Source organism: Mycobacterium sp. (genome assembly GCF_049280035.1).
Classification (GTDB): Bacteria; Actinomycetota; Actinomycetes; order Mycobacteriales; family Mycobacteriaceae; genus Mycobacterium.
On record NZ_JBAPPI010000760.1, the window covers coordinates 1 to 7184 of the forward strand.

The 7184-nt window shown below is 64.3% G+C and carries 9 protein-coding genes; 3 read left to right on the forward strand and 6 right to left on the reverse strand.

The window, feature by feature from the left end; translation table 11 throughout:
* Positions 1-917, reverse strand: a 917-nt coding sequence (locus WAN71_RS24420) for an NAD-dependent epimerase/dehydratase family protein (RefSeq protein ID WP_422227799.1), incomplete at its 3' end; no start/stop codon positions are given.
* 106 nt (positions 918-1023) lie between these two features.
* Positions 1024-1527, reverse strand: coding sequence for a nuclear transport factor 2 family protein (locus WAN71_RS24425; protein WP_422227800.1), 504 nt, complete (start codon positions 1525-1527; stop codon positions 1024-1026).
* An 88-nt stretch (positions 1528-1615) separates the two neighbouring features.
* On the opposite strand from WAN71_RS24425, the gene msrA reads away from it, so the two are divergent.
* Entirely contained in the window at positions 1616-2134 is a 519-nt protein-coding gene (gene msrA / locus WAN71_RS24430; RefSeq protein ID WP_422227801.1) for a peptide-methionine (S)-S-oxide reductase MsrA, read from the forward strand.
* A 24-nt stretch (positions 2135-2158) separates the two neighbouring features.
* Here the strand turns inward: msrA and WAN71_RS24435 are convergent, their stop codons facing one another.
* Both WAN71_RS24435 and WAN71_RS24440 read right to left on the reverse strand, forming a co-directional pair.
* Positions 2159-2629 (reverse strand): PaaI family thioesterase, encoded by a 471-nt coding sequence (locus tag WAN71_RS24435; RefSeq protein ID WP_422227802.1) that lies wholly within the window; start codon positions 2627-2629, stop codon positions 2159-2161.
* Between the two features lie 11 nt (positions 2630-2640).
* On the reverse strand, positions 2641-3969 hold the full coding sequence (locus WAN71_RS24440; protein ID WP_422227803.1) for a cytochrome P450: 1329 nt from the start codon (positions 3967-3969) through the stop codon (positions 2641-2643).
* Positions 3970-4093: 124 nt separating this feature from the next.
* Between WAN71_RS24440 and WAN71_RS24445 the strand changes: the two genes are divergently transcribed.
* Positions 4094-4714: a TetR/AcrR family transcriptional regulator gene (locus WAN71_RS24445; protein WP_422227804.1), complete on the forward strand. Its 621-nt coding sequence runs from the start codon at positions 4094-4096 to the stop codon at positions 4712-4714.
* Between the two features lies 1 nt (position 4715).
* On the opposite strand, the gene WAN71_RS24450 is transcribed toward WAN71_RS24445, so the two are convergent.
* The gene (locus tag WAN71_RS24450; RefSeq protein WP_422227805.1) at positions 4716-5600 is read right to left on the reverse strand and encodes an alpha/beta fold hydrolase; all 885 of its coding nucleotides are present in this window, start codon (positions 5598-5600) and stop codon (positions 4716-4718) included.
* A gap of 274 nt (positions 5601-5874) precedes the next feature.
* Between WAN71_RS24450 and WAN71_RS24455 the strand changes: the two genes are divergently transcribed.
* On the forward strand, positions 5875-6123 hold the full coding sequence (locus tag WAN71_RS24455) for a hypothetical protein (protein ID WP_422227806.1): 249 nt from the start codon (positions 5875-5877) through the stop codon (positions 6121-6123).
* Positions 6124-6153: 30 nt separating this feature from the next.
* Here WAN71_RS24455 and WAN71_RS24460 read toward each other — a convergent pair.
* Positions 6154-7184, reverse strand: a 1031-nt coding sequence (locus WAN71_RS24460; RefSeq protein WP_422227807.1) for a fatty acid desaturase family protein, incomplete at its 5' end; no start/stop codon positions are given.

Here is a 7184-nt window from a genome sequence, read left to right on the forward strand (position 1 = left end):
GCCTTGCCATGGTCGACGTGGGCTTCGGCCCGCATCATCCGAACCGACGCCAAACTGAGCTCGGCGTCTTTACCGGTCAACCGGGCTCGCAGGCTGCCCAGTGCGCCCAGCCCGTAGAGCGCCGGCACCGAGATCGACCGCCGCGGCGGCGGCACACCGGCTTCGTCGGCCGCTATCTTGACCACCTCTATCAGCGGAATCATCCGTTCGGAGATGAGGTAGCGCTCGCCGTTGCGGCCGCGTTCGGCAGCCAGCAGCAGCGCCCTGGCCGCGTCGTCGACACCGACAACCTCCAGTTGGATGCCATTCATCAAAAACGGCAGCTTGCCGAAGACCGCGCCGGCGATGAACGCGCCGTGCGGCGTGCGGCCCCAATCGCCGCTGCCATAGGTTGTCGAGACGCACATGGCGACTGCGGGCAGACGTTTTTCCGATGCATATCGCAGCACCATGTCTTCGGCCTGGACCCTCGACTCGACATACGGGGTGAGCCGACGGCGGTCGATTTGGTCGTCTTCGGTTGCGACGTGGCCGTGTCGCCGGCCGACCGTCGCATAGGTGCTGGTGAACACGAAACGGTGCAGCTTTGCGGCGATTGGGCTTTCGACGGCGACATCGAGGACATTGCGCAGTCCCTCGACGTTGGTGCGAAACAGCGGTGACGGGTCTTGCAGCCACGCCCGGGTGTCGACCACGCAGTAATAGACCTCGTCGCAACCGTCGATCGCCTGGCGCACGGTGGCGGTGTCGAAGACGTCACCGGGGAATCGGGTGACGTCGAGATCGTCGATGCTGCGCGTATTGGCGCCTTCGCGCACCATCGCGCGCACGTCGGCGCCCGTCGCGACGAGTTGGCGGGTGACATGCGAGCCCAAGAACCCGTTGGCTCCGATGACCAGCTTGGGTGCCGTGTTCATGCGCGCCGCTCGCCCCCGCAAGCGGGTGGGGGTCCCCCCAGCCGCGCAGCGGCGAGGGGGCGTGCCCCCACCTCATCGCTGCTTTGTATATCGTCGCGGGCGCGGTTCATTGTTGGCCTCCGTATTGGCGCATCCAGCGGGCGGCGTCGTCGTCGAGCGTGCCGAGCGCTTCGGCTTTCTTGCACCACTTGATCCCCGCCTGCAAAAAGCGCAGCGGGTTGTAGATGTCTTCTTGCCGGCACCATTGGCCGTCGCCCGCATAGCTGATGATCGAGATGTTCGTCGCGCTGATGATGGTGCCGTCACCGGGGTCGCGCATCGGGTTGTCCAGCTCGCAGATGATGCGCCCGGTCGGCTCATCGATGACCGACCACAGCGACGGAAAAGCTGTCATGTGGCTTCCCGGAAAGGTCGACATCGTCTTGCGGATCCAGGTGAGCACCTGGTCACGGCCCTTCATCGTGCCCGCCGCGTGCTCGATGTAGTCGACGTCTGGCGTGTAGTGCTCCACCCAGGCGTCCCAGTCCTTGGTCTCGGCAGCGCGTGCGACAGTCTGCTCGAACGTCTCGAACGCGGCGGCCAGCTCGTCGCGGCTAAACACCTGCTTCACGCAAGAAACTAGAACACGTTCTATCGGGTTTTGTCGAGCGGCCGGCCCGCGCCCCCCGTCGGCGCCCGATCGCGGAATAATGAGACCCATGACGGACTACAGCAAGGCAATACTGGCCGGCGGCTGCTTTTGGGGCATGCAGGATCTGATCCGCAAGCAGCCCGGGGTGGTTTCGACCAGGGTCGGCTACAGCGGCGACCCGAATGTCCCCAACGCGACCTATCGCAACCACGGCACGCACGCCGAAGCCATCGAGATCGTCTACGACCCGGCACGCACCGACTTCCGGACACTTCTCGAATTCTTTTTCCAGATCCACGATCCGACCACCAAGAACCGGCAGGGCAACGACGTCGGAACCAGCTACCGCTCTGCGATCTTCTACCTCGACGAGGAGCAGAAGCGCATTGCGTTGGAAACCATCGCAGACGTCGAGGCATCCGGCCTGTGGCCCGGCAAGGTGGTGACCGAAGTCAGCCCCGCCGGCGACTTCTGGGAGGCCGAGCCCGAACACCAGGACTACCTGGAGCACTACCCCAGCGGCTACACCTGCCATTTCATCCGGCCCGACTGGAAGCTGCCGCGACGGGCCGGCGCCGACCGCTAATTGCCAGCGCGCACAGCGCAATACCTATTTGCCGATGGCGCGTAGCTGGTACAGGCCGCGGGTGGTGGCGACAGTCTGACCGTCGGCGTCGATTACCACTGCCTCCAGGGTGAAATCGGCCTTACCCCGCTCGGCCGCTTCGGCTTCGATGCGCGCGATCGTCTCGTCGTCGAGGCTGGCTTGCGCACGCACGTCGGATTTGGCCATCGCGACGAATTGGATGTCGAGGTTTTTGACCAACGGGAAATACTTGGCGGTGTCGAACGTGATCAGCGGAATGATCCCGCCGAGGACTTCGGCCACGGTGAACAGCACGCCGGCATAGATGACGCCGAAGTGGTTCCCGTTGCCTTCGGCCGGGACGGTCGTGGCGGCAAAACCGGGCCGAGCCTCGACGACCTTTACGCCCATCTTGTGTGCAATCGGGATAGTCGATTCCAGGGCACCGTTCATCATGGTTACCAGCTGATTGGCCCCACCATCTTTGGCAGTCATGACCGCCGATCTTAACGCCGATGAACGACGATCTTCCCGCCGTTCTTCGGGGTGTAGGCAACGCCGCGGGAATGCCACTTCTCCCCAGGCGCAGTGCTGGTCTCGATAGTAAAGTGGCGCAACACTGTTCGCAGCACCACATCCATCTCCATGTTGGCGAACACAGCTCCCACACACCGCCGAGCGCCGCCGCCGAACGGGATCCACGCAAAGCTGGGCGGCTTGGAGCCGACGAAGCGCTGCGGGTCGAAGCGGTCGGGTTCGGGAAATATCTCCGGGTTGGCGTGCAGCCGCGAAATGCTGACGATGATGGAATACCCGCGAGGGATAACCCATTCGCCGAGTTCGAAGACCGGCGCGTAGACGTGGCGACCGGTGGCATCGATGACTGTTCTGGTCCGCTGCACTTCGAGGATGGTTGCCTGACGTAGCTCGTTGTCGTCCGTGTCGGCCTCGGCGGCGAGCGCGGCCAGCACATCAGGGTGTCGGCTCAGTCGTTCGAACGCCCAGCCGAGGGTGGCCGCGGTGGTTTCATGCCCGGCAGCGAGCAGCGTCAACAGTTCATCACCAATATCGTTACGCGACATGGCTGAACCGTCTTCATAGGTGCTGCGCAGCATCATCGCCAGCACATCGGTCCGATTTTCGAAGTGCGGGTCTGCGCGCTCGTCTTCGATCAGTTTGTCGAGGACGGTGTCATAGCGGCGCCGCCACTCGACCAGCCGGCCCCACGGCGAGTAGCGGCCGTAGATCCGCGACGGCTTGGGCAGCGTCGCCAGCCGCGAGCCCAGCGTGACCCACGGTGGAAGGATTCGCCGCAGCTCGTCGAGCTCTGCGCCCTCGGCGCCAAACACCGCGCGCAGGATCGCGTTGAGCGTGATCCGCATCGTCGACGGCAGCGTGGCGAACGTCTTCCCCTCCGGCCAGCCGGCGATTTCACGCAGCGTCTCTTCTTCGATGATGGTTTCGTAGTTCTTGATGCTCTGGCCATGGAAGGGCGGGGCGAGCAGCCGGCGCCGTTGCCGGTGATCGTCGCCGTCGAGCGCGAAGACCGAGCCGGCCCCGAGCAGCCGGCTCAAGTTTGGCTGGATGTTGCCGAGCACCGCCGGGCTGGCGGTGAACACCTGCTTGGCCAACTGCGGATTCGCCACTACCACGACGCGGCCGAACACCGGCGCGTTGAGCATGAAGCCGTCGCCGTAGCGGCGCGCCATCCGGTGCATAAGGCCCCGGCGGGAAATCGCGAATGCGGCACCCTGCACTGCCTTCGGAAGCCGCGGCGCCGGCGGCAATCTGACGGCGGGTGGCGCCGGCGCTGCTTGCGTGTCGATGGTGCTCATCGCTGTGCACTCCCAACATCGATGTGGTACTGCACCGTACCAAGGGCGTATTCCGGTACGGTACCCTGTGGTACCAAGCGCTGGCAAGGGCTGACGCGAGCGGGATTCGTCGGAAGGAGTCGACGTGGCGACAACCGTCGCTGACGACCCGGCTTCGGCCGAGTCGGTCGACATCGACCCCTTCCGCCGCCGGCTGCTCGACGGCCTCGCGACCTCGATCGCCGAGCGCGGATACCGGGCCACCACCGTCGCCGACATCGTTCGTCACGCCCGCACATCGAAGCGCACGTTCTACGGGCAGTTCCCCAGCAAGGAGCAGTGTTTCCTCGAGTTGCTGCATGTCGACGTCGAGAAGTTGGCCGAGGAGATTCGCTCCGCCGTCGATCCGAACGCGGACTGGCAGACTCAGATTCGTCAGGCCGTGGAGGCTTACGTGGGCCACATCGGGTCCAAACCGGCCATCACGTTGAGCTGGATCCGCGAGCTGCCGTCACTGGACGCCGCCGCGGCACGGCCATTCCAGCGTCGGGGCATGCAGCTGTTGACGAATTTATTGATCGGGCTCAGCGGCAGCCCGGGGTTCCAACAGGTTGGCCTGCCGCCGTTGACCCGGCCACTGGCGGTGATTCTGGTAGGCGGCCTGCGTGAACTGACCGCGCTCGCCGTCGAAGACGGGCACAGCGTGTGCGAGATTGTCGAGCCGGCCGTGCATGCCTCCGTTGCGCTGCTCGGCTATCGCAGCTAGATCACATCTTGAGGAAGGCGCGCAGCCGGTCCAGCACCAGATCTGGGCGCTGCTCGACAATCCAGTGACCGACGCCGTCGACCAGCTCGGCCTCGAAATCACTTATGTGATCGGCGTATCCGTCCAGCAAGTCCGGTGTGAGCACCGGATCTTGGGTGCCACTTAGCCACCGGACCGGGACGTCGACTGGGACGTCGTCGAATTCGCCACGCAGCCAGCGCAGCATCTCCGTGCTCTGAAAGGTCCGATACCAACGCGAACCGGCAACCGCGTGCCCGGGCTGACGCATGCACTCGACATACATGCGGACGTCCTCCTCGGGCACGGTGAATCCCCCGCCGACCCACGACGCCAGCATCTTGAAGTAGCGGGCCTTGGGGTCTGCGATCAAGCGCGGCCCGATCACCGGCAGCAACATCGGGATCTGGTACCAGAACCGCCAGATGTTGCGAACCGACGAGAGATCGCGCCGCACGTAGGGCGCTGCGGTATTGAGTCCGAAGAACCCGGTCACCTTGGCCGGGTGGCGCAACATCATGATGAACGCGACCGGCCCACCCCAGTCGTGGGCCACCAGCTGCACCGGCCCGACGTCCAACCGATCGAGAACGGCCGCCAGGTCGTCGGCCATCTCGTTCTTCAGATAGCGCGAGCGCGGCGCCGAACTCCACCCTGCGCCGCGCAGGTCGGGGCACAGCACCCGGTAACCGTCGGCGGCCAGCGGGCCGATCAGCTCCCGCCACTCCCACCAGTTCTCCGGAAAGCCGTGCACCAGCATCACCGGTGGCCCGTCGACGGGCCCGGCATCGGCAACGTGAATCGTGACACCGTCGCCCACATCGACGAACTTGTGCTCGACGCCATCCAGTGCGGGGACAGTAACCATGGCTTGACAATCTAGCAATGGCGGCGAAATCGATCGCCGCTACACACGAAGTGTGTTTATTCGTCGTAGCTTGTCGCTATCAAGTGGTGCGGTATGCACGGCAATGGCCGCGGCAACGATCGGTTTGGCAGGAATGTCGCACGCCAGCCCCTTCTCCGCGCAGTTCCAGTCGCCGTCGGGAGACGTCTCCTGCAACCTGGTTAACTACCCTCCCACGGACACTCACTCGCTCGGAAAGAATTTCGTGCAGTGCGACATCGCTAACCACAGCTGGGTGGCACCACGGCCGCCCCCACAGGGCCGGCCCGACGCCACCAGCACCTTCGTTCTCATCCGGGGCCAGTTCCCGGTCGTGGGCTACAGTCCAGGCACGCTCGCGGCTGTCGGCCCGATGCTGGATTCCGCCCAAGCGCCGTCCGGGGGTGCGATCACTTGCAGCAGCGAGCAGTCGGCGATGAAATGCACCGACGTCACTACCGGGCACTTCTTCCGAGTGTCGCAGGAGTCCTACGAGCTGGGGTGATGATCGCCTTCTAGCAGACGGTCGCTGCACTCAGGCGGCGACCAGCTCACGCTTCTCGGTGGTGCTGGGCTTCTTGGGCGGCAGCGCCAATTTGACGATCTTGCGCACGACAGTGCCGAACTGCTTCGGCAGCGAGCCCGAGTTGTACGGAATGCCGTAGCGTCGGCAGATCTCTTGCACCTCGTCCGCGATCTCCGCGTAGCGCCGTGCCGGCATGTCCGGGAACAGGTGGTGTTCGATCTGGTGCGACAAATTGCCGGACAGCAAGTGAAAGAGCTTGCCGCCGGTCAAGTTCGCCGAACCGAGGATCTGGCGGAAATACCACATGCCGCGTGACTCGTCTTGAGTCTCTTCGACGGTGAATTCCTGTGTGCCATCGGGGAAGTGGCCGCAGAAGATGATCATGTACGACCAGACGTTGCGGATCAGGTTGGCCGACAGGTTGCCGGCAAGGACGAACGGGGCGAACGGTCCGGCCAGCAGCGGGAAGGCGACATAGTCCTTCAGCATCTGCTTGCGGGTCTTGCGCCAAATACCCTGCAGGACTTCCTGTTTGTCGGCCAGCTGGATCTCGCCGGAGCGGATGCGTTCGGTTTCCAGTTCGTGCAGCGCGACGCCGTACTGGAAGAACACCATCAGCAGGAAGGCGTAGACCGGGTTACCCACGAAGTACGGTTTCCATGGCTGATCCTCGCTCATCCGCAGGATGCCGTAGCCGATATCGCGGTCCATGCCCACGATGTTGGTGTAGGTGTGGTGCATGTAGTTATGCGAATGCCGCCACTGATCGGCCGGGCACGCGGTGTCCCATTCGAAGTCGCGGCCGCGGATGTTGGGGTCTCGCATCCAGTCGTACTGGCCGTGCATGATGTTGTGGCCGATCTCCATGTTGTCGAGGATCTTTGACACGCCGAGCATCGCGGTGCCCGCGAGCCAGGCCGGTGGCAGGATACCGGCGAACAGCAGGGCCCGACCGCCGACTTCGAGTGCGCGTTGCGTCTTGATGACGCGGCGGATGTAGTCGGCATCGCGCTGGCCGAGGTCGGCCATCACGCGTTCCT

What these genes read in the sequence shown, in the direction of transcription:
- WAN71_RS24450 (WP_422227805.1), bottom strand. Translation starts at nt 5,600, where the DNA reads ATGGTTACTGTCCCCGCACTGGATGGCGTCGAGCACAAGTTCGTCGAT.
- WAN71_RS24440 (WP_422227803.1), bottom strand. Translation starts at nt 3,969, where the DNA reads ATGAGCACCATCGACACGCAAGCAGCGCCGGCGCCACCCGCCGTCAGA.
- WAN71_RS24435 (WP_422227802.1), bottom strand. Translation starts at nt 2,629, where the DNA reads ATGACTGCCAAAGATGGTGGGGCCAATCAGCTGGTAACCATGATGAAC.
- msrA (WP_422227801.1), top strand. Translation starts at nt 1,616, where the DNA reads ATGACGGACTACAGCAAGGCAATACTGGCCGGCGGCTGCTTTTGGGGC.